This is a genomic window from Alkalihalobacterium sp. APHAB7, from assembly GCF_048323755.1.
Taxonomy (GTDB): Bacteria; Bacillota; Bacilli; order Bacillales; family Bacillaceae_F; genus Alkalihalobacterium.
In genome coordinates this window covers 1-26,014 of record NZ_JBLWFS010000009.1, presented here as the reverse complement: position 1 = coordinate 26,014, position 26,014 = coordinate 1, and the positions used below count along the sequence as shown (strand labels likewise).

32 protein-coding genes and 1 riboswitch are annotated in these 26,014 nt (G+C 35.8%); of the genes, 19 read left to right on the top strand and 13 right to left on the bottom strand.

The genetic code is table 11. The features are described from left to right. Positions 1-52: 52 nt before the first annotated feature. Complete coding sequence (locus ACNSTQ_RS11000; protein WP_418199866.1) at positions 53-322, top strand: DUF2524 family protein; 270 nt, start codon at positions 53-55, stop codon at positions 320-322. 144 nt (positions 323-466) lie between these two features. Here ACNSTQ_RS11000 and ACNSTQ_RS10995 read toward each other — a convergent pair whose 3' ends face one another. Beyond that, positions 467-553 (bottom strand): YjcZ family sporulation protein, encoded by an 87-nt coding sequence (locus ACNSTQ_RS10995; protein WP_275116904.1) that lies wholly within the window; start codon positions 551-553, stop codon positions 467-469. A 227-nt stretch (positions 554-780) separates the two neighbouring features. Between ACNSTQ_RS10995 and ACNSTQ_RS10990 the strand changes: the two genes are divergently transcribed. The 9 genes from ACNSTQ_RS10990 to ACNSTQ_RS10950 all read left to right on the top strand — a co-directional run bounded on the left by ACNSTQ_RS10990 (position 781) and on the right by ACNSTQ_RS10950 (position 8,862). Then, positions 781-1,965, top strand: coding sequence for a pyridoxal-phosphate-dependent aminotransferase family protein (locus ACNSTQ_RS10990; protein WP_418199865.1), 1,185 nt, complete (start codon positions 781-783; stop codon positions 1,963-1,965). A 135-nt stretch (positions 1,966-2,100) separates the two neighbouring features. After that, complete coding sequence (locus ACNSTQ_RS10985; RefSeq protein ID WP_418199864.1) at positions 2,101-3,954, top strand: SLC13 family permease; 1,854 nt, start codon at positions 2,101-2,103, stop codon at positions 3,952-3,954. Between the two features lie 13 nt (positions 3,955-3,967). Continuing rightward, positions 3,968-4,279, top strand: coding sequence for a thioredoxin family protein (locus ACNSTQ_RS10980; protein ID WP_418199863.1), 312 nt, complete (start codon positions 3,968-3,970; stop codon positions 4,277-4,279). A 78-nt stretch (positions 4,280-4,357) separates the two neighbouring features. Further along, positions 4,358-4,789 carry a BrxA/BrxB family bacilliredoxin gene (locus ACNSTQ_RS10975; protein ID WP_418199862.1) on the top strand — a complete coding sequence of 144 codons (432 nt, stop codon included), beginning with the start codon at positions 4,358-4,360 and terminating at the stop codon, positions 4,787-4,789. Between the two features lie 10 nt (positions 4,790-4,799). Next, complete coding sequence (locus ACNSTQ_RS10970; protein ID WP_418199861.1) at positions 4,800-5,216, top strand: TlpA disulfide reductase family protein; 417 nt, start codon at positions 4,800-4,802, stop codon at positions 5,214-5,216. Positions 5,217-5,439: 223 nt separating this feature from the next. Further along, positions 5,440-6,576 carry a conserved virulence factor C family protein gene (locus ACNSTQ_RS10965; RefSeq protein WP_418199860.1) on the top strand — a complete coding sequence of 379 codons (1,137 nt, stop codon included), beginning with the start codon at positions 5,440-5,442 and terminating at the stop codon, positions 6,574-6,576. 127 nt (positions 6,577-6,703) lie between these two features. Beyond that, positions 6,704-6,913: a hypothetical protein gene (locus ACNSTQ_RS10960; protein ID WP_418199859.1), complete on the top strand. Its 210-nt coding sequence runs from the start codon at positions 6,704-6,706 to the stop codon at positions 6,911-6,913. Beyond that, complete coding sequence (locus ACNSTQ_RS10955) at positions 6,894-7,412, top strand: PH domain-containing protein (RefSeq protein WP_418199858.1); 519 nt, start codon at positions 6,894-6,896, stop codon at positions 7,410-7,412. The genes ACNSTQ_RS10960 and ACNSTQ_RS10955 overlap by 20 nt, the downstream gene beginning before the upstream one ends. Next, positions 7,402-8,862 carry a PH domain-containing protein gene (locus tag ACNSTQ_RS10950; RefSeq protein WP_418199857.1) on the top strand — a complete coding sequence of 487 codons (1,461 nt, stop codon included), beginning with the start codon at positions 7,402-7,404 and terminating at the stop codon, positions 8,860-8,862. The genes ACNSTQ_RS10955 and ACNSTQ_RS10950 overlap by 11 nt, the downstream gene beginning before the upstream one ends. 191 nt (positions 8,863-9,053) lie before the next feature. Here the strand turns inward: ACNSTQ_RS10950 and ACNSTQ_RS10945 are convergent, their stop codons facing one another. From ACNSTQ_RS10945 to ACNSTQ_RS10930, 4 genes are all read right to left on the bottom strand, one after another. Further along, positions 9,054-10,067, bottom strand: a complete 1,014-nt coding sequence (locus tag ACNSTQ_RS10945; RefSeq protein WP_418199856.1) for a DUF2777 family protein — start codon at positions 10,065-10,067, stop codon at positions 9,054-9,056. A 181-nt stretch (positions 10,068-10,248) separates the two neighbouring features. Continuing rightward, the gene (locus ACNSTQ_RS10940; RefSeq protein WP_418199855.1) at positions 10,249-11,196 is read right to left on the bottom strand and encodes an MBL fold metallo-hydrolase; all 948 of its coding nucleotides are present in this window, start codon (positions 11,194-11,196) and stop codon (positions 10,249-10,251) included. A 165-nt stretch (positions 11,197-11,361) separates the two neighbouring features. Continuing rightward, positions 11,362-12,273 (bottom strand): hypothetical protein, encoded by a 912-nt coding sequence (locus ACNSTQ_RS10935; protein ID WP_418199854.1) that lies wholly within the window; start codon positions 12,271-12,273, stop codon positions 11,362-11,364. Between the two features lie 33 nt (positions 12,274-12,306). Beyond that, a complete protein-coding gene (locus ACNSTQ_RS10930) occupies positions 12,307-13,311 on the bottom strand; it encodes a toxic anion resistance protein (protein ID WP_418199853.1) in 1,005 nt (334 codons plus the stop codon). 121 nt (positions 13,312-13,432) lie between these two features. Between ACNSTQ_RS10930 and ACNSTQ_RS10925 the strand changes: the two genes are divergently transcribed. The 5 genes from ACNSTQ_RS10925 to ACNSTQ_RS10905 all read left to right on the top strand — a co-directional run bounded on the left by ACNSTQ_RS10925 (position 13,433) and on the right by ACNSTQ_RS10905 (position 17,375). Then, the gene (locus ACNSTQ_RS10925) at positions 13,433-14,200 is read left to right on the top strand and encodes an NRDE family protein (protein ID WP_418199852.1); all 768 of its coding nucleotides are present in this window, start codon (positions 13,433-13,435) and stop codon (positions 14,198-14,200) included. A gap of 188 nt (positions 14,201-14,388) precedes the next feature. Continuing rightward, positions 14,389-14,724: a hypothetical protein gene (locus ACNSTQ_RS10920; RefSeq protein ID WP_418199851.1), complete on the top strand. Its 336-nt coding sequence runs from the start codon at positions 14,389-14,391 to the stop codon at positions 14,722-14,724. A 69-nt stretch (positions 14,725-14,793) separates the two neighbouring features. Beyond that, positions 14,794-14,973, top strand: a complete 180-nt coding sequence (locus ACNSTQ_RS10915) for a hypothetical protein (RefSeq protein WP_418199850.1) — start codon at positions 14,794-14,796, stop codon at positions 14,971-14,973. Between the two features lie 62 nt (positions 14,974-15,035). Beyond that, positions 15,036-16,418 carry a hypothetical protein gene (locus ACNSTQ_RS10910; RefSeq protein WP_418199849.1) on the top strand — a complete coding sequence of 461 codons (1,383 nt, stop codon included), beginning with the start codon at positions 15,036-15,038 and terminating at the stop codon, positions 16,416-16,418. 15 nt (positions 16,419-16,433) lie between these two features. After that, positions 16,434-17,375 carry a DMT family transporter gene (locus ACNSTQ_RS10905; RefSeq protein ID WP_418199848.1) on the top strand — a complete coding sequence of 314 codons (942 nt, stop codon included), beginning with the start codon at positions 16,434-16,436 and terminating at the stop codon, positions 17,373-17,375. 78 nt (positions 17,376-17,453) lie between these two features. On the opposite strand, the gene dapA is transcribed toward ACNSTQ_RS10905, so the two are convergent. Further along, the gene (dapA, locus tag ACNSTQ_RS10900) at positions 17,454-18,341 is read right to left on the bottom strand and encodes a 4-hydroxy-tetrahydrodipicolinate synthase (RefSeq protein ID WP_418199847.1); all 888 of its coding nucleotides are present in this window, start codon (positions 18,339-18,341) and stop codon (positions 17,454-17,456) included. Between the two features lie 110 nt (positions 18,342-18,451). Beyond that, a riboswitch (Lysine riboswitch) is annotated at positions 18,452-18,632 on the bottom strand. Between the two features lie 282 nt (positions 18,633-18,914). Here dapA and ACNSTQ_RS10895 point away from each other — a divergent pair. Further along, the gene (locus ACNSTQ_RS10895; protein ID WP_418199846.1) at positions 18,915-19,517 is read left to right on the top strand and encodes a YhcN/YlaJ family sporulation lipoprotein; all 603 of its coding nucleotides are present in this window, start codon (positions 18,915-18,917) and stop codon (positions 19,515-19,517) included. A 133-nt stretch (positions 19,518-19,650) separates the two neighbouring features. On the opposite strand, the gene ACNSTQ_RS10890 is transcribed toward ACNSTQ_RS10895, so the two are convergent. Together ACNSTQ_RS10890 and ACNSTQ_RS10885 are read right to left on the bottom strand one after the other, a co-directional pair. Further along, complete coding sequence (locus ACNSTQ_RS10890; RefSeq protein ID WP_418199845.1) at positions 19,651-19,797, bottom strand: hypothetical protein; 147 nt, start codon at positions 19,795-19,797, stop codon at positions 19,651-19,653. Positions 19,798-19,926: 129 nt separating this feature from the next. Next, positions 19,927-20,088 carry an aspartyl-phosphate phosphatase Spo0E family protein gene (locus ACNSTQ_RS10885; RefSeq protein ID WP_418199844.1) on the bottom strand — a complete coding sequence of 54 codons (162 nt, stop codon included), beginning with the start codon at positions 20,086-20,088 and terminating at the stop codon, positions 19,927-19,929. Positions 20,089-20,384: 296 nt separating this feature from the next. Here ACNSTQ_RS10885 and ACNSTQ_RS10880 point away from each other — a divergent pair, with 296 nt between their 5' ends. Further along, a complete protein-coding gene (locus ACNSTQ_RS10880) occupies positions 20,385-21,101 on the top strand; it encodes a YhcN/YlaJ family sporulation lipoprotein (protein WP_418199843.1) in 717 nt (238 codons plus the stop codon). 69 nt (positions 21,102-21,170) lie between these two features. Here the strand turns inward: ACNSTQ_RS10880 and ACNSTQ_RS10875 are convergent, their stop codons facing one another. Beyond that, positions 21,171-21,734, bottom strand: coding sequence for a hypothetical protein (locus ACNSTQ_RS10875; RefSeq protein WP_418199842.1), 564 nt, complete (start codon positions 21,732-21,734; stop codon positions 21,171-21,173). A 350-nt stretch (positions 21,735-22,084) separates the two neighbouring features. Here ACNSTQ_RS10875 and ACNSTQ_RS10870 point away from each other — a divergent pair, with 350 nt between their 5' ends. Continuing rightward, on the top strand, positions 22,085-23,056 hold the full coding sequence (locus ACNSTQ_RS10870; RefSeq protein WP_418199841.1) for a YbgA family protein: 972 nt from the start codon (positions 22,085-22,087) through the stop codon (positions 23,054-23,056). Between the two features lie 172 nt (positions 23,057-23,228). Here ACNSTQ_RS10870 and ACNSTQ_RS10865 read toward each other — a convergent pair whose 3' ends face one another. The 4 genes from ACNSTQ_RS10865 to ACNSTQ_RS10850 form a co-directional block, all read right to left on the bottom strand. Then, on the bottom strand, positions 23,229-23,483 hold the full coding sequence (locus ACNSTQ_RS10865) for a hypothetical protein (protein WP_418199840.1): 255 nt from the start codon (positions 23,481-23,483) through the stop codon (positions 23,229-23,231). A gap of 13 nt (positions 23,484-23,496) precedes the next feature. Then, positions 23,497-23,730 carry a membrane protein insertion efficiency factor YidD gene (gene yidD, locus ACNSTQ_RS10860; protein WP_418199839.1) on the bottom strand — a complete coding sequence of 78 codons (234 nt, stop codon included), beginning with the start codon at positions 23,728-23,730 and terminating at the stop codon, positions 23,497-23,499. Positions 23,731-23,905: 175 nt separating this feature from the next. Continuing rightward, positions 23,906-24,055, bottom strand: coding sequence for a hypothetical protein (locus tag ACNSTQ_RS10855; protein ID WP_275116467.1), 150 nt, complete (start codon positions 24,053-24,055; stop codon positions 23,906-23,908). A 236-nt stretch (positions 24,056-24,291) separates the two neighbouring features. After that, positions 24,292-24,873: a hypothetical protein gene (locus ACNSTQ_RS10850; protein ID WP_418199838.1), complete on the bottom strand. Its 582-nt coding sequence runs from the start codon at positions 24,871-24,873 to the stop codon at positions 24,292-24,294. A 287-nt stretch (positions 24,874-25,160) separates the two neighbouring features. On the opposite strand from ACNSTQ_RS10850, the gene kapD reads away from it, so the two are divergent. Next, on the top strand, positions 25,161-25,775 hold the full coding sequence (kapD, locus tag ACNSTQ_RS10845; RefSeq protein ID WP_418199837.1) for a 3'-5' exonuclease KapD: 615 nt from the start codon (positions 25,161-25,163) through the stop codon (positions 25,773-25,775). The last annotated feature ends 239 nt before the right edge of the window (positions 25,776-26,014 follow it).

The following is a 26,014-nucleotide window of genomic DNA, read 5'->3' as shown; positions in this document are numbered from 1 at the left end:
TAAAAGACAAATTAATACCATTGAACTGTGATTGTAAAGAGGAGGAAATGGTGTGGCTATCCATCAACAAGTCGATTTCTATTTATTAAAAGCAAATCAGGTCATTGAACAAGCTCAAGAACAATTGAGTTTAGGTATGCAAGTTCAAGAGGGAGATGCTGCCGAGTATACAAATGCTCAACAAAAATTAGAGGAAATCAGTCAAGAAATTGAGGCGTTATCAAGAAGTGCAACGGCCGAACAAAGAGACCAGTTAGGTAGAGCACAACAACGTCTTAGACAAATGCAAAATCAAATGATCTTACAACGATCAGATTATTAATGAGAAAAGAGGCTGACAAAAAATCAGCCTCTTTTCTTTATGAGAGTGAAAACGAGCACAAAGTAACCTAGAAGGTATCAGTGCCATTGTTATTGTCTAGCGTTAGGTCCTAGTTTGATGAACTAGGACCGTTGCTTTTTTTAATTACCAAGTGTAAGCTGCACCAACTATAATTAACAAGATGAACAATACAACAATTAGAGTGAAACCACCGCTATAAGTGTGTCCCATTCTAAGCACCTCCTTCAATTAATTCATCTTACAGTTATAAGCTATGTAAAATTTGTTATATGTGTGTAGGCGAACTCCCAGAAGATTCAACTTTTTTATAAGTTAAGCTATGTTAAACAATTCTCTTTAACAGCGCTATAAGTTAAAATATAAACTAAGAAATAAAAGGAGAATTATTAAAAATATGGTATTGTAGTAGTAAATAATTGTTTAGGAGTGTGAAACAAATGGTAGCAGAATTATTACCACCAGAACGAGTTTTAATGGGCCCAGGACCAAGTAATGTTCATCCACACGTTTTACGTGCTATGTCTACTCCATTGTTAGGACATCTTGATCCTGCGTTTTTAACGATTATGAATGAGACGATGGATTTATTAAGAAAAGTTTATCAAACGGAGAATAAATTAACGATTGCCATGAGTGGAACCGGTAGTGCAGGGATGGAGACTGTTTTTGTCAATTTGGTAGAACCCGGAGATAAGGTGATTATTGGTGTCAATGGCCTATTTGGCACGCGTATGGTTGATGTTGCAGAGCGTTGCGGTGCAACTGTTATTCCAGTTAAGGCACCGTGGGGAGAAATTATTGACCCCCAAAAGGTAAAAGAAGCGTTGGAAGATCATCCAGATACTAAATTAGTCGCGCTCGTCCATGCTGAAACATCAACTGGTGTTAGACAACCATTAGAGAAGATAAGTGAAATTGTACATAATACTGATGCTTTACTTGTGTGTGATATGGTTACATCACTTGGAGGCTGCCCAACTGAAATTGATAAATTAAAAATTGATGCAGCTTATAGTGGTACCCAAAAGTGTCTAAGTGCACCTCCAGGGTTAGCTCCTGTAACAATGAGTGACCGTGCTGTTGAAGTCATGAATAAACGGAAATCAAAAGTACAAAGTTGGTATTTGGATTTATCGATGATTGTTAGCTACTGGGGAGAAGAACGATCCTATCATCACACAGCACCAATAACGATGGCTTATTCATTACGTGAGTCATTGCGATTAATTGTTAATGAAGGTGTTGATAATGTATATGCTCGTCATGCGTTATACGGAGAAGCTCTTCAACAAGGCTTAGAAGCAATGGGGCTTAAACTGCTAGTTAATAAAGAACATCGTCTCCATCAATTAACTTCAGTTTGTATTCCAGATGGTGTGAATGATGCAAAGGTAAGAAGTCGCTTGTTAGAAAAATATGATCTTGAAATTGGAGGCGGCTTAGGAGAATTAAAAGGAAAAGTCTGGAGAATTGGATTAATGGGCTATAACGCTAAACAACAAAATGTGACGTTAATGCTTAGTGCTTTAGAAGACCTTCTCATAGAAGAAGGGGCTTCGATTGAAAAGGGAGCAGCACTTTCAAAAGCGAATGAAGTATTAAAAAGAAACGTACTCGTTTGATCAATAGTACGTATAAAATCGTAATGTTCTAATCGAATAATCCATTGATAGAACATTGAATTGAGGGGAAATTCATTTGAGCCTGACTTAAAGGAATTGTTAAATGGTCAGGCTCCATTTTTTGAGGTGGCGCAGGTGGAGCCGGAATTAATTCTAACTTTCACAATATTAGCTGTTACGACTGTGTTTTTTATGATAGGGAATATTCGTACTGATCTGGTGGCCTTATTATCATTGTTAACCCTCGTTTTAACCGGTATCATTTCAACCCAAGAGGCACTGAATGGATTTTCAAATTCAGTGGTTATTATGATCGCAGGTCTTTTCATTGTGGGGGGCGGGATTTTCCGAACAGGTCTCGCGAGCCAGGCAGGTCATATATTAATGAGAGCTTCAAAAAACAGTGAACTAAGGCTTCTTATTTTACTTATGATCATTGTAGGGATCTTAAGCGGGTTTATGAGTAATACAGGGACAGTGGCTGTTTTATTACCGGTCGTTGTTAGTTTGGCAATGAGTATGAAAAAGAGTCCAGCAAAATTTCTAATTCCACTAGCATTTGCAAGTAGTTTAGGAGGTGTCCTGACCTTAATCGGTACACCGCCAAATTTAATTGTAAGTCAAACGTTAGCCGATTATGGGTATGAACGGTTATCTTTTTTTGATTTTACACCATTGGGGCTTGTCGCTTTTGTAACAGGAATTGTCTTTCTTGTTATTTTCGGTCCTCTTTTATTACCGAAAGATGGTCTGAAAAATCAGGATAGACGTGATGGTACGATAAGCCCGGCGGAGATGGCAAAGAATTATCAAATTAGTGATAAGCTATACACTGTGAGGGTATTGCAAGGGTCTCAAATGGCAAATCAAAAATTAGCTGATATTAGACTTCCTGGAAACTATCAACTTTGCGTATTAAAAATTCAACGAAGATCCAAAGATGGAACAAAGATCTTACCAGTGACTTATCATGAAATGGCAGGCCCAAAAAGTATAATTCACGAACAAGATATTTTATATCTACAAGGGCCACAAGAAAATATAGAAAAATTATGTGAAGACTATGGATTGAAGTTAACCGACGAGAGTTCAACAGATGCGGAAAAACTAGTTTCTAGAGAATTAGGAATTGCTGAAGTACTTTTAACACCACACTCTAGGCTTATTAATTCGACAATACAAAAATTAGCATTTAGGGAAAAGTACAACTTAAATATAATTGGGATTAATCGAAAAGGTCAATATGTGTTAGATAATATGTCCAATGTAAAGCTTCGTTTTGGGGATGCGCTCCTCGTTCAAGGGGCATGGGCTGATATTGAATTACTAGCGAAAGAAACACAAGATGTGGTTGTTGTTGGACAGCCGCAAGAACAAGCAAGTATGGCAGCAGCTAGTGGGAAAGCTCCAATTGCTGGGGTTATAATGCTTATGATGTTACTCTTAATGACATTTGAGATTGTACCTGCTGTAACGGCAGTTATTATTGCTGCTGTATTAATGGTCATTACAGGTTGCTTACGTAATATGGACGATGCATACGGAAGAATTAATTGGGAAAGCGTAATTTTAATTGCGGCGATGCTGCCGATGGCAACAGCCCTTGAGAATACAGGTGGAGTACAGTTCTTGGCCGATGGACTTATCTCAGTTTTAGGAGGGTATGGTCCACTCGCTGTACTAGCAGGGTTTTATTTAGCAACCATGTTCTTTAGTCAATTTATTTCAAATACAGCTACAGCGGTTTTATTTGCACCAATTGCCGTTACTGCGGCGATTAATATGGGAGTTAGTCCTTATCCATTGCTGTTATCTGTGAGTATTGCTGCTAGTATGGCATTTGCCACACCAGTGGCTTCACCAACAAATGCTCTCGTTATGACGGCTGGGGGCTATAAGTTTAGTGATTTTGTTAAGATTGGTGTGCCGCTTCAACTGCTATTATTTATCGTTATGTTGTTTGCTATTCCTTTTTTCTTCCCATTTTGATTGAGGTGGTTTAATGAAAGAAATATCGAGGCATCAATTAATTCAAATGTTAGGAAGTCAAGTAGGAGTATCTTTAGTTTACTTTTTTTCCCCTTTTTGCGGGACATGTAAGTTAGCAACAAAAATGTTAGAAGTGATTACAACTGAGATACATCCAACTTTACAAATTAATAAGTGTAATATTAATGCAGTTCCTGATGTTGCACATTCCTTAAAAATTAAAAGTGTACCTTTATTATTAATTTTGAAACATGGAAAAATTGTTGAGGAAGTTTATGCTTTTCGTTCGATTGAGTACCTAGATAAAATTCTAGAGAAGTATTAATACGTTCTTTTAAATTTGATTTAAATGTTTTCACTATAGTATGATGATTTTGTATGGAATGGAAAGGGGAAATGAAATATGTCAATGTCTTATGAAGAATATATGCGTCAAGTTGTTCAGCCTATGCGAGCAGAATTAACAAATGCAGGTTTTGCAGAACTAACTACTGTAGAGGAAGTTGAAAATTTCATGGAAACAGTAGAAGGAACTACACTTGTTGTTATTAACTCGGTTTGTGGCTGTGCGGCTGGATTAGCACGTCCGGCGGCTGTTGTTTCTCAAAATAACGAAAAGAAACCAGACCACATTGTAACTGTCTTTGCTGGACAAGACCGTGATGCAACTGCAAAGATGCGTGAATATATTACAGGATATGAACCATCTTCACCGTCAATGGCTCTTTTCAAAGGGAAGGAAATCGCACATTTCATTCCGAGAGAGCAAATTGAAGATCAATCAGTTGAAAGTATCGTTACTAATCTAACGTCTGCATTTAATACGCACTGCTAAAAACTGTTCCATGGATATTTCAAGTATTCGATTATTCGACATTCAGGAAAATCGTGAAGTCAGTTTATCAGAATTTAGAGGGAAACCGTGTATGGTTACTTTTTGGACGTCCTGGTGTCCTGATTCACAACGTGATCTTGTTCAAAAACATCAGCTGTATCAGAAAATGAACAAAAGTGAGTTAGGTTTTATTACGATAAATGTCGTAGGCCGAGAAGGAAATAAACGTGAGGGTATTAATTACACGAAACAAAATCAGTATCAGTTTCCTGTATTATTAGATGAAGGTACAAAAGTTTATGACTTATTCGAATGTAAAGGTGTACCAACTACCATAATACTAGATGAGGAACTGGTCGTACGAGAGACGTTTGGTGAACGAGCAACTTTCATTGAAATAATGAATGGACTTGCAAAAGTAATGTAAGGCTGTGTTAATAGGGTCTCTATTGACACAGCCTCTATTTATACATAAACCCTATTATCCGATCATAAAGCACATATTTAGAACAGATTGAAGTGATATGGTAGCATAATAATAATTAAAGGTTCTATTCTCTTCACACATTGCGTGAAGCAAAAACGGCCTAAAAGCAACTAAGTATACGAAAACACCTAAATATAAAAAGATAGTGGAAGGATGAATGACCATGTATATAAAAACAATTGAACCAACTCCGAGTCCAAATACAATGAAGCTAATACTATCTGAAACGTTGGCAACAGGAAAACGTAATAATTACACAAAAGAAAATGCAAATGACGCACCTGAATTCATTCAACAACTGTTTACCGTTGAAGGGATAAAAGGGGTTTATCACGTTGCAGATTTTATTGCACTAGAGAGAAATGCAAAATTCGACTGGAAAGTTATTTTACCAAAAGTTCGAGAAGTTTTTGGTGAGGCACCCGTAAGTGAGAAAGAAGGTCAAATTTCACAAAATAATGAGCAGTCGTTTGGAGAAGTACGAGTACAGCTTCAAATGTTTAAACAAATTCCAATGCAAGTAAAAGTAACGGATGGAGAGCGTGAAGTACGTGTTGGTTTACCCGAGCGGTTTATGGCTGCATTACAAAAAGTTCAATCAGATAACGATAATGTTGTACTAGAACGAAAATGGGTAGAGCAAGATGTGAGGTATGGTGAGTTAGAAGAAGTTGCTAAAACCGTTGCAGAAGAAATTGAAGCAGCCTACTCTGAGGAACGAATTAACCAGTTATTAAGTGAAGAAAGTTCTTCCAAACCAGTGGATAAGCAAAACTTGTATAAGAAAGTAACAATGGAGATGTTGGAAAATCCCGATTGGAAAAAACGGTATGAAGCTCTTGATCGGATGAATCCAACAGAAGAAGACCTTCCAATTTTGTTAAAAGCATTAGAAGATGAGAAAGCCTCCATCCGCAGACAGGCGACTGTATATTTAGGGATGCTTGAAGATGCGGGGCTTCAATACTTATATAAAGCGTTAAAAGATACGTCGGTAACAGTAAGAAGAACGGCAGGTGATTGTTTATCAGATATTGGTAATAAAGAGGCAACCCCGGCTATGGTAGAAGCATTAAAAGATGAAAGTAAACTTGTTCGTTGGCGTGCTGCGATGTTTCTTTATGAAGTTGGCGATGAGCAGGTACTCCCTGCATTAAATGAAGCTAAAAATGACAGTGAATTTGAAGTCAGTATGCAAATTAATATGGCTATTGAGCGAATTCAAAAAGGGGAAGAAGCTAAAGGGTCTGTTTGGAAACAAATGACGGAAGCCGTATTAAAAAAAGATAGTAATGACTAGTTATAAGCGTATTTTTTAAGGAGTTTTAAAAGAAATGAGCACAAACCAAACCTTTTTATGGGAAATGTTCCAATTGATGAATATTCACGTTAAAATAAAATGAGTATGTTAATGGGAGGTTTGTTCAGTGAACAAAGAAGAGTTAATTCAACAACTAAACGAAAAACACTTAGAAGATATTATTGAATTAATTGAAGATGCTGAAGAAGGATACTTAGAGGAACTGGAACTCGTTGAATCTTTAGGGTTGGTTCATGATAATGAATTGAACACTAAAGTGATTGAATTATTGAAATCATTAGGTGTGAATATCATTTATGTCACAGATGATGAGTAGTCAAGAGTTTATGAGTGCACGACCTGCTCCAAGTCTAGCGATTGCTAGACAAGCGCTAACGGTTTGGAGGATTCGAGCCAGTATAGAATCTCTATTTGTCGCATTAGTTCCAATTGGCTATGGTATTTTAATGCTATATTTTCCAATGCCTGTGTGGATGTTGTATATCTTAATTCCTGCGTTTGTTATTTTTGTTATCGTCAATGTCATTGTAGCCCCGTATTTTCGTTGGAAGAGATTTAGTTATGAAGTGTACGATGAGGAAATTGAACTGCAATATGGTGTGATTATTGTAAGGCGTACCTTAATTCCAATGATTCGGGTGCAACATGTTGATACAGAACAAGGACCGTTATTACGAAAATTTGATTTAGCGGCCGTAACCATTTCGACGGCTGCAACAACGCATCGAATTCCAGCTTTAACGACTCCTATTGCAGATGAGTTAAGAAATCAAATTGTTAAATTAGCATCTGTGGCGGATGATGATGATGAATAATGAAAGCTATCGACTTCATTGGTCAGCGATACTCATTTCTTTTTTTACTTCATTAAAACATTTAATTGTCCCAATCCTGTTTGGGTTAATATTTGGAACGACAAGAGATACAACGCTTTTCGGATCAATCTACTTTTATATTATCCTTTTCCTCATGTTTTTTTCACTCGTACATAGTATTTTGTACTGGTTCACCTTTCGTTACGAATGGGTTGAAGGTGAATTACGAGTGAAAGAGGGCGTCTTCGTCAAGAAACGGAGATATATCCGTCTTGAACGCGTACAGAGCGTTGATTTGACCTCAGGATTAATTCAAAGATTGTTTGGATTAATCAGTGTAAAAATTGAAACAGCTGGCGGTGGGAACGAACCTGAAGTTCATTTAATTGCCATAAGTAAAGAAGAAGGTATAAAGACTAGAAATTTTCTTTTACAAAAGGATAGTGTACCTCAATCAAATAATATCCCAGTAGAAGACGAGGTTCATGGTGAGCTTGATGTAGAAAAGCCTATTCAATGGGTGCTCTCTAAAAAAGAGTTAGTGATTGCATCAATGACTTCAAGTGGTATTGGAATTGTTCTTTCTGCCGTCATTGCTTTGTTTCCGCAAATTGAACAATTCTTTTCGATCACGATATTTGATGAGTTCATTGAGTATTTTACAGGTACGTCTTATGTAGTAGTTTTATTTTATAGTTTTTTTATTATTGCTATTGCTTGGATCATTTCGATTGTCATTACGGTATTTAAGTATGGGAACTTTTCTGTTGAAAAGGTTGGAAATGAATTAACGATTACTAGGGGCTTATTAGAAAGAAGACAACTCACGTTACAAACTGACCGGGTAACGGCTGTAAGAATTGTCCGAAATATATTTCGTCAACCGTTTGGTTACAGTGCTGTATATGTCGAAAGTAAAGGTGGCGGGACCAATGAAGAGCAACGATCTACAGTATTGTTTCCACTGATCAGACATCAGGATATAAATAAGGCACTTGAAGTTTTTATTCAGGAATATAAGATTAGTGAAGAGTTAGTGCGAGCACCAAAACGGGCCTGGATCCGATTTCAATTTCGAATGTTATTATTGCCGGTTTTAATCTTTGGTGCAATTGCTTATTTCTTTCCAGCTGTCGTCTATTTTGCTGGAATATTCATTTTCCTTTCGTTTATAGGCTTTTTGCAATACCGTGATGCAGCTATCGGAACAAAGGAAAATCAAGTAACCTTATCCTATCGAGTCCTGTCTAAGAATATCGTTTTGATTAAAAAAAATAAGGTGCAAAGTGGAGAATTGGTTTCTTCACCTATCCAACGTTATCGGTCCTTAACGACGATACAATTGTCAGTACTGTCAAGTTTGTTTGGTAAGACGTTTTCTGTTGTTGATTTAGATCATAAGACAGGTCTAGCTATGTTATCTTGGTTATCACATAGTAAAAAGGAGTGATCATTGATCACTCCTTTTTAACTTAGGTGAGAAAGTATAATATTTCGATGATGTCTAGGCTCCAGCGCCCAGCGAGACTTCGCTCACCTCCTTACGATAAGTCAACATCGGCTCATTAGAATTCGCCGTGTTTCCTTAATTCATACGGTGTGCTCCAGTTCAGCGTCGCAAAACGGGTGCTTACGCTTTTCTTATTTCCCTGATGTAAACGAGTTTGTGTACGTTACGATGGAACGGATCCCTCTAGAAGAGGTTAACTCAAAGCGATCATAAACAGTATCTAGTCCTTCATTTAATTTACGCTCATAGTGATGTTGGATGATGATCATGTCGTTATGATCTTTATACGTGATAAAGTTTGTGCCAATAAACTCTTTTTGTTCAGAAGTAAATAATAGTTGACCTACTAAAGAGTTATGACAGTTTATCATTTGTTGATGCGTTAAATGATTTGTTTTTAAAAAATGTTCAAAAGACTGAAGAGCTGGCTTGTCAAGTTCATTTAAAAATAGTTCGTATGGTTCAAGGTGTTGTTTGTTTAGACGTAGAACTTTATCTTCCTTCAGTTTATATTTTCTACCAGATAAAGCTTCAAACACCCAATTTGAATAATAGGACCCTTTTACCCAGCCACGACTTGTTTTTAATTCAAATTCAAACGGACAGCCGTTCAACGGGACTTCTTTTCTATGAATTTCCTCAACTAGAATAGGGCTGTTATTTCGATTCTCCAGAGTATAATATAAGTAATCTGTTTGCTCACTATCAGCTGTTTCTATTAGTGATAAACCTTGAAGAATTGTAGGAGCCTTAGTAGGTTCGACTTCATGTAGATAACCAGATAATGCTTCAAATATTGTAGAATGCTCTTTACTTTTATCATTATGATAGTTAAGTTGTTTAATGATCGCTAATTCGAGACCTTCCTTGTACGTGATAGCAGCACTATCGCCTTCAAAGGTTACAATCTTTGTACCGCTTACTTCAATTGTTTCTCCTTCTGTATAAAGAGGTAAACCAAGTTCAACACCGTTTTGAATAGTAGGTTTTGGTAGAGCTTCGACAGAGACGATCTTCACTAATCCTCGCCACGGTTTTCTAGGTGCTGTAATAACTTCTTGGAGTTTTCCAATATATTGTCCTTGTTCGTTCTCGTTTATAATAACTAGTTTGCCTACTAGTGTTTCAGCTTGTTTTCGGTCCATGGTTACCCTCGCTTTATGAATTATAATATGTTCATAGAAATATGGAATGTGGTTTGTTTTAATTTTATCTGATAAATAGGTTTCTGTAAATTTCGTTTGTAAATTCTCTCGCTAGAAAAATAGGTTTAGTTTAATTGAAAGTCAAAAAAAAAGAGGCCGACGTAGTGTCAGCCTTATCACATTAACGTTTTTTCTTAGCAAGATAGTCTGCAATGCCCATTGAACAAACAGATGTATCTAGTTTAATAAATTCATAAACAGGGTGTGTGTCAGGAATATTATACTTTTGTAAATCTTCTTTGACAGCTAGTAACAGTTGTTCTGCAATCCAGTGATGGTCTTTTCCTGTTTCTTCAGCTCTTTCACCAATTTCAACAAAAATAGGTAACCACGTTTTAATTTGCTTGTACACTTCCTCAACATCCCGGGCAACATTAAAGTGCCCAAAATAAACACAGTCGACATTCAGACCGTGAATTCTTTCTAGAGAAGCTAACATGGCATCAGGCTTAAATTGATTTGGTGATGTTGAAGGAAGATAAAGCTGAATGTCAGTATCTGCAAGTACTTGATTATAATTTACACCAATCGTATCACCTGTAAATATACCGTTACTGACTGGATCATAAATACTAAAGTGATGATCACTATGTCCTGGGGTATCGTAGAAAGTTAGTTCACATGTTTCACTCAATGCTAAAGTTTCTAGATCTTCTTTAATAATCACTTTTTCTTCAGGAATAGGTAAGATTGGATCAAATAATCGATCGAAGTCATCGCCATAAACGGCTTTTGCTCCTAAAATGAGTCGAGATGGGTCAATCAAATGACGAGCACCTTTAGGATGAACGACAACTTTAGCATTTGGACAATCTTTTAAAAGTAATCCAGCGCCACCAGAATGGTCTAGATGAATGTGAGTAACAATTATGTAAGAAATGTCGTTAGGGTCGATGTTTAAATCTTTAAGACCATTTAAAATATGAGGAACGGAAAGACTCGGCCCAGTTTCTACAATTGTAATTTTTTCATCTTGGATAACGTATGTACCTGTTCGATAAGGTAACCCAAGGTCAAATCCATCAATGAGATGAATTCGATTTCCTAAATCAAATATTTTTTGTGTCATAGTATCCTCCTAGTTTCAATTCTATCATACTTGAAAACCCTTACAATCAGAGTTTATAAGAAGGGGCGAGCGATGTAAAGCAGTTTAAGTGTAATCGATGTAATATTTGAAAAATTTAAACGATTTAAAAGTTGAAAACAGGTGACCTAAGCATCACCTGTTTAGTTATTCGTGTCTGTCATTGGTATATCTTAAATGATTGAGTTTTAATAAATGTTCCATCCGTTGGACTCGTGCTTTTTCAAGGTCTTCTTTTAAACGAATGAGAGTTAACTCCATTTTAGATAATGTTACGAAGACATTTTCTCGCTGTTCTTTTTTGTTCTCAGGGGATAAAGAGAGATACGTATGGACTAAGTTAGGAATGTCTTCATTTAACATTCGCTTCATCATATGTCTTTCTTCAATTTCTAGTAATGAAAAGTCAGGCAATAACATTTCAGTATGATCAATAATTTGTTCTAATCTTTTTTCAATAAGTGGATCGATATGAAGCTTACGTGTATGGCTGATCAACCGATTGGTTTCCATAACTAAACTTTTTACTTGATCATTACTTTTTAATTGATTGGTTTGCGGGGTGTAATTTTCTTCTTTGTTATCACTTTGAATAAGTTGTCCAAGTAAGGCATCATCTAATTTATCAATTTTATAAAATAAATTTTGTGTAAATGGTGATTTTTTGACACTTCGTACAAAAGTTTTTTTATTTTTTGTGTAGTGAATCGATGCTTCTTTACATTTTCCGACACCGTGATCTGCTTTGAAGTATTTACGGTAACATTGGATGTAAATACGTTTTTTATACTTTGATTTAGAATAATACGTATCTAAAATCGTTAGACTAATCATTTTCTTTTTAATTTTTACAGTGATGACATATTCATGATGTTTCTTTTTCACAGTTCGATTTTTACTATATTTACCTGATTGCTTTATGACATGTTCTAGAATGCGTTCAGCTTCATGTAAAGTTTCCAATGTTGCTTCGTCTGATAAAATTTCATCTTGGACGGGACGAAGTCGATCAGGTAAAATACTTTCTATCCAAGGAATTTCTAGTAAACGATTTAACATCGCTTTCGCTCCTTTAAATGGCCAATGAGCAATCTACTGAAGTAACTTTGTTTTCATTCGATCATTTAATTCATCTATTTCTGCGATGAACCGTTTTCCACTGGAAATGATCCGCTCATTCGATTGTTCAGTAAGTTGGATAGCAGAAAACACATCCTCATAGGCCTTTTTAAATGATTCAAGAGCAATTGCCGGCTCTTCTAACGTTTTTAAGGTCTGTTCTGTATTATCTTTTAACATCTGTGCATTCGTAAGTAACATTGACTCTGTAGCTTGATTAACATTTTGAACGGCTTTGATCACTTTTTGCTGGTTTCCTAATGCAAGTTGGATAGATGCAGTTACTGTTATAATGTTTTTCGTCATAGTAATTGCGTTAAATATCGCTTCTTCTAACTTATCATTATTCTCGATAATAAGATCGATGGAAGCGACAGATTGTTGCAATACCATAATCGCTTGAGACATATTTTTGATACGGGAAATCACTTTTTGCTGTCCTTTTTGTAGAGCCGTGGCGTTATCTTTCCATTCTTCCGTTGTCATCTCAGCTTCAAGCATTTCATTTAACTGTTTACCAATTTCGATTTGCTCATTTAAGTTTGTAATACGTTTTCTTGCAACCACTTTTAACTCTTTAAGCATGAGTGAATCTTCTTGAAGTTTATCCTTACCGTGGAGCAGGCCTCCAATAATGGCCTCAATTTGAGCTTCAACGGTCTGATACTTTTTTGCATACTGTTCAATTGGACTGCGACGTAATACTTTATTAACGAGTTTTTTTAGTTGCCCATCTTTTAAATAATCAGGTTCGAGTTCACCAACGACTTCCTTTAACTTGTGCAGTTGAGCGGGTAGGTCATTATTGGGCTGAGACAACATTTCTTTTACAGGTCGTTTCAACGCCTCAAGAGATTCTCCTGCTTCTTTTTGAGCCGCTTCACCTAGTCCGCCAATTTTATGTAAAACTTTATCTACATCTTGTTCTTCTTTAAACATATCAAGAAGTTCTTTTGAATACGTTTCTTTTTCAGTCATATCTATGCCTCCTCTTCCATTCGTATTAGTATTTACGATTTGAGTGAAATAAAGTTTCATACTATACTATGTCTAAAAAATTATACCAATCTTTTACCTTTAACTACAAGGAGTGTCCATGATGTGTTTAATTAATTTTGCCTATCAATCACATGACCAATATGATTTAATCTTAGCAGCAAACCGCGATGAATTTTTTGAAAGACCTACAGCAAAGGCTGATTATTGGAAAGAAGTACCTGGTCTCATTGCCGGAAAAGACCTCGAGCAGGGTGGAACGTGGCTTGGTGTTACGACAAAAGGACGTTTCGCTGCACTGACAAATTATCGTGAAGTACGAGAAAAGAAAGATGAAAAGTCGCGTGGAGAACTAGTGCTTGATTTCTTAAAAAATGACTTATCCGCAAGAGACTACCTAAACGCAGTAAGAGATCGCAGGAATGATTATTTAGGATTTAATTTATTATGTGGTACTGTAGAGGAACTCTTTTATTACTCCAATCGCCAAAATACTATTGAACAGATCCAACCTGGTATCCATAGTGTCAGTAACGCTTTATTAAATACGTCGTGGCCAAAAGTTAAGCGTGGAAAAACTTTAGTAGAACAAACTCTTCGAAACGAGAAAAACGATATCATAGGTCAATTATTAGAGGGTCTTACAAACGACGAGAAAGCAGAAGAACAATTATTACCTGAAACAGGGGTAGGAATAGAATTAGAAAAACATTTATCACCAATGTTTATTAAAATGGAGGCATACGGAACGAGATGTTCGACGGTTATTACGATTAGTAAATCAAAGCAAGTGACATTCTGTGAACGAACGTATGCCCAAGGTCAGCAAATATTTGAAGATCAAATTTTCCAGTTCAACATAGGAAAATAGATACAATTAGTGTTCGATAAAGATATTGTGAAAATAAAAATGAGTATAAAGAACGTCATGAATAGGTGACTAGTCAGGAAGAAAAGTCAAAAAAATGTCTAAAACCCATCTATTAGAGAATATATACCTATGATAATATAAGAATACTAGATAAAAAGAGGTATATATAGGGTGGGGGAAAAGTTCTTATGGATTTAGTAAAACAACGATTTGTAGTAGTTCTAGCGGCTTTGTTATTTGGAGTCGTTTGGAGTGTTGTTATTGTACAATTAGTATCAGCCCAAGAAAAGCCGAAAACAGGAAAGGCGGCTTCTTCCTTAGAACGAATGACGGTAGAAAAACAAAAAGTGGACAGTATATCCTGGGCAAAAGATTGGGATGCTCGAAACCTGAAGACTGAACAACAAGATAATCAAACGAAAGAAGTAGGGAAAAGGGATTTGAGAACTGTAAGTTTTAGTGATATTGATACATCAGATGGTGTACCAATAGATATCATTTTAAAAAGGCTTGAACTGAAATAATTCTTAATCCGTTACAAAATCTAAAATATTTGTTAATATAGAGATAAGAACTGTTAGGAGATTGTATAAATGGATCCAGGAATGATGATTGTTTTATTAGGAATTGGTTTCTTTCTATTAACTGGGGTGTTTGGCGGCCTAGGTTTTTTCTTTATTATGAAGGCCAATAAGCGCTTAGCTGCTATATTTTTTGCGATTGGGTTTTCTTGTATAGGGATATATATCATATCTTTGTTTACATTTTTATAATTTAAGTTTTAGAGGTTAAGCTGCATATGCAGCTTTTTTCAGTTGTAAGGGAGCAGATATATATGAGTATGAAGTGGAATACAATTATAGGCTTGGTCTGCTTTTTAACAGTTACATTGTATTTATTATCAGTCTTTTATTCTAGTTTGCTATTGAGTGTGACGTATAGTTTATTAGCTGCAGTTTTGTTGTTTGCTGCATTACCTTTTGTCAGAAAGAGCAGCATCATCATTACGATTCCATTATTAACGATTGGAATGGTTGTTTTTTTTATTGCTGATACAGATGCAACTTCATTTTTATTAGCTTTTGGCTATAACATTAATTTATTATCCCTCTTTTTGCTCGTACCGTTAATAGGGGTTTTTATTTCATTAGCTGGATTATTGACAACGTTAAAAGTTCGTATTGAACGAATGGAACAGGAAAAGAACAGTAACTCGCATCCTTATCGTCTAGGGTTTCTACTAACAGCAACGATGGGTGCCGTACTTAATTTAGGTTCAATGGTTCTGGTACATCGAATTATAGAAGGAAGTTTATCCAATTTTTTTAAAAAGAAAATGGTAATGATCTTACTTCGAGCCTTTGGTTTTTGTATGTTCTGGTCTCCCTATTTTGTAAATGTAGGACTTGTGTTAGTACTCTTCGATGTCTCATGGGGTTCAATCGGGTTATACGGACTAATCATTGGAATGATATACGCGCTCATTTCCATTATCTTCTTTCCTCGATTGAAATTCGAGGATGATGAAAATCATGTTCAACCTAAGGCGTCGAGAAAAGAACAGGAAAAAGGGCTCCCGTCCCTCCGTCGATTAGTGCTTTTTGGTGCAGGGCTATTTATATGTTCGTTCCTACTAGAATTCATCTTGCCCGTTAATATGTTAACTGTTGTATCGCTGCTCGGATTTTTTTATCCATTATTATGGGCGGTCTTTTCAAATCAGTTCAAAGATTATATAAGAGAGCTGTTTTCTTATGTTAATCAATGTTTTGTCCGCTTAAAAAATGAAATTGTAATTTTTATTAGTGCAGGTTTTTTTGGTGCAGCACTTTCATTAACCGATATTGGAGCCCATGTATCTCAAATGATCTTGACTGTGTCACAAGGATATATTTATGTAATGGCTTTAATCGTCATAAGCTTTGCCATTCTTTTATCGATTTTTGGAATTCATCCGGTTGTCATCGTAATTGGAATTGGTAGTGCACTGTCACCGCAACTTTTTTCCGTTAGTTCTGAGTTCATGGCCATCCTTTTGTTGATTGCATGGACATTAGCAACGCAAGTGTCACCTTTTTCTGGTTCGGTTTTAATGGCCTCTGGATTGATGAACTATTCTTCGATTGATATTGCCAAAAAGAACAGTCAATTTGTCTTTGTTTGTATGTTTGTATTAGCATTATTCCTCTATCTGTTTCATTGGTTGCAGCTATTATAAAAGGGGAGATCAACTTTGAATAACAAAAACTCTAATATTTTTACATACCTATTGCTAATGATGGTCATGGTTATTTGGGGGATGAATGTCGTATTTATTAAAATGCTTGTTGATGTTTTTCCAACGGTTACCATGACGTCTTTTCGAGTTTTCTTAGCGGGAGTTGTAGCAATTACAGTATGTATACTTATTAAACAATTAAGGAAATTCACAAAGGTAGAATGGAAATACATTTTGATAGCAACGATTTTCGGAGTGACGGGTCACCATTTTTTCCTGGCCTGGGGTTTAACAATGACAACCGCCTCTAATACAGCATTAATATTAGCATTACTGCCTCTGACAACATCAATTTTGGCTTCTGTCATGTTAAAAGATACATTATCGAGGTTACGGGTTATTGGTATTGTTTTCGCTTTCTGTGGTGTAGCTTCAATCATTTTACAAAGTGGAGAAAGTTTCACATCGATAAATGCGGGAGATGTCTCTATATTTATTGCGATGTTCGTTCAGGCGGTTTCTTTTATATATATTAAGAAAGGAACAAATACGATCGATTCAAGAGTAATGACAGCAGTAATGTTAGTTGTAGGATCCAGTTTTTTATTTGTTTTCAGCTTATTTGCAGAGCCGGCAGGAACGTCTCAAATGATCGAACAAACCGGGTGGATCTGGGGCATATTTTTAGTTTCTTCGATTTTCGCTACAGCTTTAGGTCATTTCTTATTTAATGCTGCGATCCACCGACTTGGGGCAGGGCAGACAGCTGTATTTAATAATTTTGTTCCTTTCTTTGGATTAGTTTTTTCAGCTTTGTGGTTAGGCGAACAAATAACGTTATTACAATTAACTGGTTTTGTTTTTATCGTACTAGGTGTTTTATTAGGTACCGGGTTCATTGATGAATATGTGACGAGGCGAGTATTTAAAAAGAGGACTGTGCAAAAGGTTGGATAGAGAAAACCCCGAGGAACCTCATTAGGTCATCTCGGGGTTTTAGTGATTAGGTAAAAGTTGCCCTATTTAAGCCATTTTTTATCCAACATTGTAAGAAACTTCAGGAAGAATGGTCGTTCGTAATTGTTGTTCTTCTTCTTCTGTTAAAGGAACGAGAGGAAGGCGAACTGAACCTACCGTAATTCCTTTCATATTTAACGCTGCTTTAACTGGTGATGGACTAGGTGCTGTAAATAGTGATTTCATTAATGGTAATAAGGTGCGGTGTTGTTCTGCAGCTTCATATACATTTCCTTTCAGGAAGCTTGTTACCATGTTTTGCATTTCATTCCCGATAATATGGGCAGAAACCGAGACAATGCCTGTACCTCCAATTGATAAGATCGGTAATGTTAGACTATCATCTCCACTATAGAGACTAAAGTTGCTATCTGTTTCACTAATAATCTTCGCCATTGCTTCTAAGTCACCGCTTGCTTCTTTAGTTGCAACGATATTAGGAATGAACGATAAACGGACAGTTGTTTCTACCGAGATGTTAACAGCGCTGCGCCCAGGAATGTTGTAGATCATAACAGGCAATTTCGTTTGCTCAGCGATCGCTTTAAAGTGTTGATAAAGTCCTTCTTGAGAAGGTTTATTATAATAAGGGGCTACGAGCATGATGCCATTGACACCAATTTCTTCTGCTTGTTTTGTTAGTTCAATTGATGCTGATGTACTGTTTGAACCTGTTCCTGCAATGACAGGTACTCGACCATTTACAACCTGAACTACCTGTTTGAAAAGTGTTAATTTTTCTTCTGTAGACAAAGTAGGTGATTCACCTGTAGTTCCTGCGACAACAAGTCCGTCGGAACCATTCGCGATCAGGTGATTTACTAATTGCTCGGTAGCTTGTAGATCGAGATTTCCATATACGTCAAACGGTGTAACCATAGCTGTTAAGACTTTTCCAAAATTCATTTTATTTTCCCCCTTAGTGCATTTCAAAATACAAATGTAATAACAATAAAAAGCAACAATGAGAAGAGCTGCTCATTGTTGCTAGGAATGACAATTAGACATTTATCCTTGCGTAAGATAGCCCTCCATATAGTATGTACTATATGACAGTACTGCATTTATTCAATACAGAACCAGCCCTTGGTTAGTATGAGAACCGTAGACTTCGGCAAATCCCCCTTTCAACAATGTTCAATAGAGCTCATCCTCCTCCCATTGCTTACTCATGGTTTTTGCACCTCTATCCTCACTTCAATTAGAAGTAAAGAATATTCATTTGTTGTGTCTACCTTAACAAATTGTTGAATTGATTGCAATGGTTAATCGAAAATTCTTTTAGGTTTTCTAAAAATCTCCATTCCCCCCTGGATGTATCTATAGTCAACATCGATTTGGCGCACGATCTTTCAGTTATTAAGGCGAGGCTCGTTTCAAAACGTTGCTTTAACACTGCTGTTTTTGCAATTTCCTATAGTTTACAGGGGTATTATGTTGATAAAAATTAAACGATAATAAAAGAAAGGGGAGTGTACCGTGAAAAAAGTATGTTTCTGCTTTTTATCGTTAATGGCTTTTGTTATTGTTTTAACTGCTTGTGGTACAGGGGCAGGAGTTCAACAAAATGAACAAAGAATTCAGAAAATCCGTGAAGAACAACAAGTTCCCGAGTTAGATCCGGAGATGGCTATTGATGGGAGAACTCCATTAGTAAGTAGACAACTTATTACGTCTAGAAGAAATACAGGTCACGGGACAAACACTAGAACTGATAATGCGGATTACATTGAATTTTATAATGGAAACAGGCCTTTAACGAAGCAACTGTTGCAATTAGAAGAAGTTGATGACGCACATGTATATATACAAGGGAGAATAGTCTTAGTAAGTGTTTATACAACCGAAGAGTGGAACGATGAAATAGAAAACAAGGTGGAAGAAACAGTACATTCATCTATCGCAAATGATGTTGAAATTCGTGTCATTCACGATGACCAAGGGTTTTCCGAATTCCAAAGACAACTGTATAATTTGAGAGAGGGAGCTCCTTATGAAGAAGGTATAGAAGCTGAAAATTTTATGAGGGACCTTGGTAGAATTTTGCAACGTCCATTTGAACGTGGGAAAGTAATTAATTAATGTCTTCTAAAGTGCCAGAACACTAGTACTTATAAAGAAAAATTGGTCAGTTTCTTTATAAGTGTAAAAGTTGCTGGCACTTTTTGTTTGTAGAATTAGCAACTATGATATTTTTATTTGTTGTTTTTCGTCTTCAAGTTGCCATCAGCATAAACAAGGTGGTATATGTACTTCTAATGATACACTCGATCTCTTCTTGTGTTTGATAAGAGATTTTGACGCCATCCATTAGTTGAAGACGTATAAGAATTTCTTGACAAGCTATTTTTACACCGTCCACAGATAACTCCTTACACATCGAAGTAGAAGAAAGTACTTACTTTTAAACAAAGGGTTAATTATATAAGTATAGTGGTAAAGATGCTTTTTTTTAACAATAGTAGCTGTGCAAGGTAAACAATAATTGGTGCTATTTGGCCATCTTCACATTCATACAGGTATTCTGCTGGGCCAGGTTCAATAACTTGTCCAATTCTTGACTACACTTAACCGTTGCCTCGGAAGTATAGCCATACTTTTCAGCTAGTAAGATCATCTGACTTCTTTTTCGTTCAATCGCATATAATAACATTTCTTCCACTCCATTTTTCATCAATATTAATTTTTGTGTAAACTTATGGTCTGACTGCTACTATGTGAGAAAGTTTGAATTTATTTTACACACAACGACAATTATACGTATTTTTAGTGATAATTAAATACATTCCCTAAAAGTAGTCATGAACTTTTATAAAAAACAACAAATCGACAAGATATGAGTATATTTCTATAAGTTTTTCTCTTGTAAAGAAACAATTTCCGCTAACTTCTTCTCATGAAATCGACTAATTGTACACAACTTATAAGTAATAAGAAAGGAGAATTATGATGAAAAAACTAACCTTGGTTATCGTCATGCTTATGTTGTTCTTAGCGATGTTCTCCGGATGTGGCGTTGTGGAACAGAAGCACCCAATGGGGGCAAATCATTTTCGTGAAGAGGGGTTTAGTGGTTTTGGAACCAATCAAGCTAGAAATCATGAAGGTCCTATAAGTGATATGATGGTTCCCGATGGTGTACCAAAGGGGCGTACCGATCGAGCACAACCGATTGCTGAAAATAATATGTATTATACAAGCGAACGTAATTTAGGGTTTAAAACACAAGGTACAAATCGAAGCGGAGCAAGGATTTACAATAATATTCCTAATACAATAAGAGGAAAGTATGTGCTTGGGGATCGTCCTCATTTAAGACATAAGCAAATTGATAACGAAAAGCTTCAAAATCTTGATACTAAGGATTCCATTCGACAAAGATTGTTAGCAATCGAGAATATCAACGAAGTTTATGTGCTCCCCCATGAAGGTGTGTTGCTAATTGGTATTGAGTCACCAGAACAAAATCGACCGAAGCTTATTCAAGAAGTTGAAGAAGAGCTATCTGAAGTGGTTGATCTAGATCGAGTGCGTATCGCTACAGATCGAAGAAATGTAAATCGTATTCGTGCAGCACTTGAAGGGAACGATATTGCCGAGCCGTTCCAAGGAATTGGTGGCCAACTATCAGAAATTAGAAAAAACATCTTCCCAAGACCTGAATAATAACCTTAAACGGTGCCAGGTACCTTCATCACTTTAATGTAGTGAAGGTGCCTGGCACTGTAATTTTTTTTATTTAATACCTTGTTCTTCGAGTACGCCTTTATATTCACGCTCCATGGACTTTACGGCAATAATACTATTTTCGTAATATAATCGAGCTCTTCTAAAGTAGACCTCATCATTTAAGTCCATATCCTCTAAACTTTTCATAAGAGAGTCAAGTTCAAGGAGGGTACTACTATGTACTGTATAAAGATTTTCGAACTCTGGAGGTGTATCTAAACTAATGATATACTCACTCCAATCCTGAGCCTTTCGAACGTGTTCTCGAGCATCACGGACATCCTTTTCTGTTGGTTTTTCAGTGTAGAACAAATTATTTAACGGTTCTAGGTGAGCGTATAATTGGTTTAAGTAAAATCCAAATTCTGAAGCATAGGAAACAGCACTCTGAGTTACATCTCTTCTTGTTTTATTTTGGTCTTTATTTGAAGGGTGGAGCGGTTCAATCCCATCAGTAGCTCGCATATGTTGTTTTTCTATACTTTGTGTAATATCTTCAGGACGATCCTGGCAGCCTATAAATGTAGACATCGTAACGGTTATGAGAATTAATAAGGCAATTTTGTGCATAAGTAATTAATCTCCTTTGCAATAAAAATAATCAGACAGTTTCCATTTTGAAATTATCGGAGGTAATCATTGGATTTCGACCAAAAATCGTATAAATTAAACTTAATGCTTGTCATTTTCTTCTTCGATTATTATCCTTTTTCCAGTACAATTTTATACATTAGTACTAAAAGAATTTAGAGCATCAAATCCTTAGGAAAAAAGTATAGGCACTGTTTTGATAATAGGGGAGACCACTTATCAAACATTAAATGAAGAATTTGCATTTTAAAATTAGGATTACATACTCTAATAAAACGTTGCGATAACAGGTAAGTTTAATGAATTAACTAGAATAGGTTGGTGGATGTATGAAAGAGTTTTGTAAACCAAAAGTTGTGGTCAGTCAATGTATTGAATTTTCTGCTTGCCGCTATAATGGAGATAAATTAACGGACCAAACTGTACATAATTTAAAGCCGTATGTTGAATTCATTCCTGTATGTCCAGAAGTCGAAATCGGTTTAGGAACACCTCGAGAAGTTATTCGTCTTGTTGCTGAAGGTGAAAAAGACCGTTTGGTACAACCGAAAACAGGAAAAGATTTGACAACAGATATGGAAGAATTTGCAGATAGCTTTTTAGATGAGTTAAAAGATGTTGATGGATTTATTCTGAAAAATCGCTCACCTAGTTGTGGAATCACAGATGTAAAAGTGTATTCAGGTTTAGAAAAGTCACCGACTGTTCGAACGAGTAGTGGTGCGTTTACAGCGAAAGTACTACAGTATTATCCGAAAACATCAATTGAAGATGAAGGAAGACTAAAAAACTTTAAGATCCGGGAACACTATTTAACGAAATTATTTACGACGACAGAGTTTAAAAAGGTAAAATCATCCTTAAAACTAAGTCAACTCAATGATTTTCATAAGAAAAATAAATATTTATTTATGGCATATAACCAAAAAAGGTTAAAACTTCTCGGACAAATCCTAAGTAATAAAGATAAAAGATCCATTGAAGAAACGTTTAGTTTATATGAAGATGAATTGTATCAGCTTTTTAGTCGGATTCCTCGATACACCTCAAACATCAATGTCTGCCAGCGCATATTCGGCTATTTTTCTCCAAATTTATCAACGAAAGAAAAGGAATACTTTTTATCGACATTAGAAAAGTATCGTGAAAAGAAACTTCCTATTAGTAGCGTTGTAAGTATTTTAAAAGCATGGGCGTATCGATTTGAAAATGATTATATGCTCGAACAAACATTTTTTGAGCCATACCCTGAAGAACTTGTTGAAATTAGCGATTCAGGAAAAGGAAGAAACTACAGTTGAGGTTAATTGAGAAAATGTGACACTAATGTAATGGGTTAATAAGGTATCGAGGAGGGATTATTGAATAGGACATACAAAACGGAGGTGCTAATCATAGTATGATTAGCACCTCCGTACGTAACTTAAGCCTTTATAGAATTTAGCAAAATAAGGTCCTATGAGTCCTCCAAACTTAATGAGTTTCCTCGTTTTGATTAATTTCATCTTCTAGTTGGCGGGAACGTTTGGCATTACCTTGTGCAAAATTTTCTAATCGATTTTTTAATACATCATTATCATGAATACGTTCTGCTAAAATTGTGTATGTTTTCAACATTTCTTCTTCTTGACGTAAACTAGATTTGAGCATATTCACGACTTCTTCTTCAGTTAGTTCATCTTCGCGATCGCCATCTCGATCGTAGTCAATATCATGATTATAATTCAAAGGATCACCTCGTTTAGTTTTTTTTATGTTTTTCTTTTTCTGGGACGGGGTCAAATCCACCTGGGTGAAACGGATGACACTTTAATATTCTTTTTAGCGTCAACCAACTGCCTTTAATAGCCCCAAATCGCTTAATCGCTTCAAATCCGTAATGCGAACAAGTTGGATGAAAGCGGCAGGTAGGTGGTTTCAGTGGCGAAATTATTTTTTGATATAAGTATATAATGCCCAGTAATAACCTTTTCATTTGTAGTAATCTCCCCGATCTCTTTATATATGTTAATCTTATCATAAGAACGTGAACAAAATAAAAACGTCTGTTTCGATGTTGATTGAAACAGACGTTTTCTATAATTGAAATATGACAGCACTAACATCATCCTTCATTCGCTGACCTCCATGAATGACTTTCTTCTATTGGGTTATTGTGATTGTTCAAATAATTGCTCAATTTGATCTACGGTCATAGAATTTACAAACTGATAAAAGTCTAATTTACTTTCGATCCCGTATTTTTCACAATTAGATAAATAAAGAAACCATACATGACGATATTTTTCAGTTTGACACATTGACAATCGCCTCCTAACTCCCGTCTGTTTTATAACAGTTTGTTTTCTTATAACTATACTATAACAGAAGTAGAGGATGGTCAACTGATTTCACTAAAATAGGCAGAAAATTTATAAAATTTATTAACCTTGGCTCATTTCTCAAAGATTATTGCTCTTGCTTTTGGAACGTAAGCCAAGCGAAGCTCTTCACGCTATGCGTGAAGTTTTTGAAGAATAAGAAAATAACCTTTGTTTTAGAGGTCTTCTAGATAAGCGAGTATGGCATTGACATTTTTAGTTAAGGATAACCCTTTCTCTTTTAAAATAGCTTGGTGGGTATCGTTAAACGTTTTGGTCTCAAGTTGGATAGATCGAGACCATTCCGTTAACTGCTTTTGGTGTGGAATGTCTAGTTGATTTTCAATGGTAGAGCAGATAAACGATCGACATGTTGCATTTTTATAGGAAGGTTTGAGCGAACAGCCTTTATTCCTTTTGAAGAATTGACAGGTCGAATAACTTAATTTTAAATCAGATTGTTCGATGGATGAGAGTTGATCCGTGTTTTCTTCTTCAAAAAGAGGATGTACATGCGCATGGATAATAATGTTATAGTCATTAATGGTACAGTTATCATTCTTATAAATTGTATTAATAAAAAAATTACGGTCAGTTTGTTGTACCATTTGATTAATTTCATAAAGACTGATTACAGGACTGTAACTGCAGCAACCAATAGTAGGTAAACTAGAATGTCCAGGTTGAAAATATGAATCACTGCAATTGAAGCAGGCTTTACTTAGGATTTGCAGCTGTTTTTTGTCAATCTCAATCATGTTTTTCACTCCAAAATTAAAGTTGCATAAAGACCCATAGTCGAAAGTTCGTTAAATACTTGTGTTAGGCGTTTGAAATCGAACGAACGCAAACAACGCAAAAGATTATTTTATATCGAAAAAAATAAAATATGAAACCAATTGTACTACGGTTACGTATAAAAAGACAGAAACGAGTTTCATCAAAATTTTAGAATTGTAAGTAATAGTCAAGAACGTTTTTTATACACATTCGCTGGCGAGTCACATCAATAAAATGAAAGAAAAAAATAAATGGGGGGATCTACGTGACACAACAACATTTATTTATTGATTTTGAATTTACTATGAGCCAAAGTAAGGGAAATCCAAGTATGTTTCGTCCTGAAATTATTGAGGTTGGTGTTGTATCAGTCATTGACGAAAAAATATATGATACATATTCGTCTTTTGTTAAGCCTGTATTGTTTCCAAAACTAACAGAACGTTGTGTTGGCTTTTTAGGTATTCAACAAGAGCAGGTTGATCAAGGTATACCACTTGCCCACCTTGTGGAGTTGCTCAACATGTATATGTCATTTGGGCCAACAAAAGTTGTTACTTGGGGAAATCAAGATATGAAAGTGCTACGTAACAATTGCCGATACTCTAATCTAGAATGCCCAATAAAAGAAAGAGAGCGTGATCTATCTAAAGAGTATCAAAGATTTTTCGGTCATAAAAATCAAAGTGGGCTATGGAGAGTGCTTGAGGAATATGGAAGTAAAGGCATCGGTAGACATCATCGCGCCTTAGATGATGCTTTAACAACGTATGAGGTCTTTAAGGCCATCGAAAAAGATAAAGCATATATGAAGCCAACAAAACAACCAACACTAGGAGATCGAGTTGACTTCTCCAAAATATTATCCCAACTTGCATAGCTGATGGGAGATGCTATGAATAAGGGAAAATAAAGAGGCTGGGACAAAACCCAGTAAATAAAAAATAGAGTGGCACTCACCCTAATGAGATGGGGTGAGTGCCACTCTTTATTTTTTTTTAGATTTAACTGGTTTTTGAATTCAAATAAGGATACCATCTGATAAAATTAAAGTTACCACACAATAAATTAACGGAGGTATCCTTATGTTTAAACATTATACCATGAATCAAATCGTTT

What these genes read in the sequence shown, in the direction of transcription:
- ACNSTQ_RS10995 (WP_275116904.1), bottom strand. Translation starts at nt 553, where the DNA reads ATGGGACACACTTATAGCGGTGGTTTCACTCTAATTGTTGTATTGTTC.
- ACNSTQ_RS10990 (WP_418199865.1), top strand. Translation starts at nt 781, where the DNA reads ATGGTAGCAGAATTATTACCACCAGAACGAGTTTTAATGGGCCCAGGA.
- ACNSTQ_RS10980 (WP_418199863.1), top strand. Translation starts at nt 3,968, where the DNA reads ATGAAAGAAATATCGAGGCATCAATTAATTCAAATGTTAGGAAGTCAA.
- ACNSTQ_RS10975 (WP_418199862.1), top strand. Translation starts at nt 4,358, where the DNA reads ATGTCAATGTCTTATGAAGAATATATGCGTCAAGTTGTTCAGCCTATG.
- ACNSTQ_RS10970 (WP_418199861.1), top strand. Translation starts at nt 4,800, where the DNA reads ATGGATATTTCAAGTATTCGATTATTCGACATTCAGGAAAATCGTGAA.
- ACNSTQ_RS10965 (WP_418199860.1), top strand. Translation starts at nt 5,440, where the DNA reads ATGTATATAAAAACAATTGAACCAACTCCGAGTCCAAATACAATGAAG.
- ACNSTQ_RS10955 (WP_418199858.1), top strand. Translation starts at nt 6,894, where the DNA reads ATGTCACAGATGATGAGTAGTCAAGAGTTTATGAGTGCACGACCTGCT.
- ACNSTQ_RS10950 (WP_418199857.1), top strand. Translation starts at nt 7,402, where the DNA reads ATGATGAATAATGAAAGCTATCGACTTCATTGGTCAGCGATACTCATT.
- ACNSTQ_RS10945 (WP_418199856.1), bottom strand. Translation starts at nt 10,067, where the DNA reads ATGGACCGAAAACAAGCTGAAACACTAGTAGGCAAACTAGTTATTATA.
- ACNSTQ_RS10940 (WP_418199855.1), bottom strand. Translation starts at nt 11,196, where the DNA reads ATGACACAAAAAATATTTGATTTAGGAAATCGAATTCATCTCATTGAT.
- ACNSTQ_RS10935 (WP_418199854.1), bottom strand. Translation starts at nt 12,273, where the DNA reads ATGTTAAATCGTTTACTAGAAATTCCTTGGATAGAAAGTATTTTACCT.
- ACNSTQ_RS10930 (WP_418199853.1), bottom strand. Translation starts at nt 13,311, where the DNA reads ATGACTGAAAAAGAAACGTATTCAAAAGAACTTCTTGATATGTTTAAA.
- ACNSTQ_RS10925 (WP_418199852.1), top strand. Translation starts at nt 13,433, where the DNA reads ATGTGTTTAATTAATTTTGCCTATCAATCACATGACCAATATGATTTA.
- ACNSTQ_RS10920 (WP_418199851.1), top strand. Translation starts at nt 14,389, where the DNA reads ATGGATTTAGTAAAACAACGATTTGTAGTAGTTCTAGCGGCTTTGTTA.
- ACNSTQ_RS10915 (WP_418199850.1), top strand. Translation starts at nt 14,794, where the DNA reads ATGGATCCAGGAATGATGATTGTTTTATTAGGAATTGGTTTCTTTCTA.
- ACNSTQ_RS10910 (WP_418199849.1), top strand. Translation starts at nt 15,036, where the DNA reads ATGAGTATGAAGTGGAATACAATTATAGGCTTGGTCTGCTTTTTAACA.
- dapA (WP_418199847.1), bottom strand. Translation starts at nt 18,341, where the DNA reads ATGAATTTTGGAAAAGTCTTAACAGCTATGGTTACACCGTTTGACGTA.
- ACNSTQ_RS10885 (WP_418199844.1), bottom strand. Translation starts at nt 20,088, where the DNA reads ATGTTATTATATGCGATTGAACGAAAAAGAAGTCAGATGATCTTACTA.
- ACNSTQ_RS10880 (WP_418199843.1), top strand. Translation starts at nt 20,385, where the DNA reads ATGAAAAAACTAACCTTGGTTATCGTCATGCTTATGTTGTTCTTAGCG.
- ACNSTQ_RS10875 (WP_418199842.1), bottom strand. Translation starts at nt 21,734, where the DNA reads ATGCACAAAATTGCCTTATTAATTCTCATAACCGTTACGATGTCTACA.
- ACNSTQ_RS10870 (WP_418199841.1), top strand. Translation starts at nt 22,085, where the DNA reads ATGAAAGAGTTTTGTAAACCAAAAGTTGTGGTCAGTCAATGTATTGAA.
- yidD (WP_418199839.1), bottom strand. Translation starts at nt 23,730, where the DNA reads ATGAAAAGGTTATTACTGGGCATTATATACTTATATCAAAAAATAATT.
- ACNSTQ_RS10855 (WP_275116467.1), bottom strand. Translation starts at nt 24,055, where the DNA reads ATGTGTCAAACTGAAAAATATCGTCATGTATGGTTTCTTTATTTATCT.
- ACNSTQ_RS10850 (WP_418199838.1), bottom strand. Translation starts at nt 24,873, where the DNA reads ATGATTGAGATTGACAAAAAACAGCTGCAAATCCTAAGTAAAGCCTGC.